Source organism: Streptomyces sp. MUSC 14 (assembly GCF_001866675.1).
Lineage (GTDB): Bacteria > Actinomycetota > Actinomycetes > Streptomycetales > Streptomycetaceae > Streptomyces.
In genome coordinates this window covers 1-363 of record NZ_MLYN01000154.1, presented here as the reverse complement: position 1 = coordinate 363, position 363 = coordinate 1, and the positions used below count along the sequence as shown (strand labels likewise).

The following is a 363-nucleotide window of genomic DNA, read 5'->3' as shown; positions in this document are numbered from 1 at the left end:
GCATCTTGATTGCTGTGAGTTGTTCGCGCCGTTCGGGGGAGAGGCTGGCGGCCCGGCTGCGTTGGTTTCCGATCCATGATCCGAGCTTGAGTTCCTGTTCCTCCTGGTCCTCGCCGCCATCCCCGATCACGATCCGCTCGACGTGCTTGCGCGGTACCTGGAGGTGTCCTTCGCGCTGGTAGTACTGGCGGGCGGCGGTGTAGTTCATGGCCCAGCGGTCGGAGTGCTTACGGCGCGGCTTCGGCTTCTCCTTCTCGGCTGCGGGTTCGATGGCGAGGATGTTCTCGCACATCCACTGCTGCACAGCAGTGAGCCGTTTTCATCCTGTCTCTGCGGGGTGAAATAGCAGGTCAGCGAGGCGGG

The 363-nt window shown here is 63.1% G+C and carries 1 pseudogene; it reads right to left on the bottom strand.

The annotated features are described in order from the left end of the window. Positions 1-316, bottom strand: a pseudogene (locus BIV25_RS46080) (helicase associated domain-containing protein); the annotation flags it as partial. Positions 317-363: the final 47 nt, after the last annotated feature.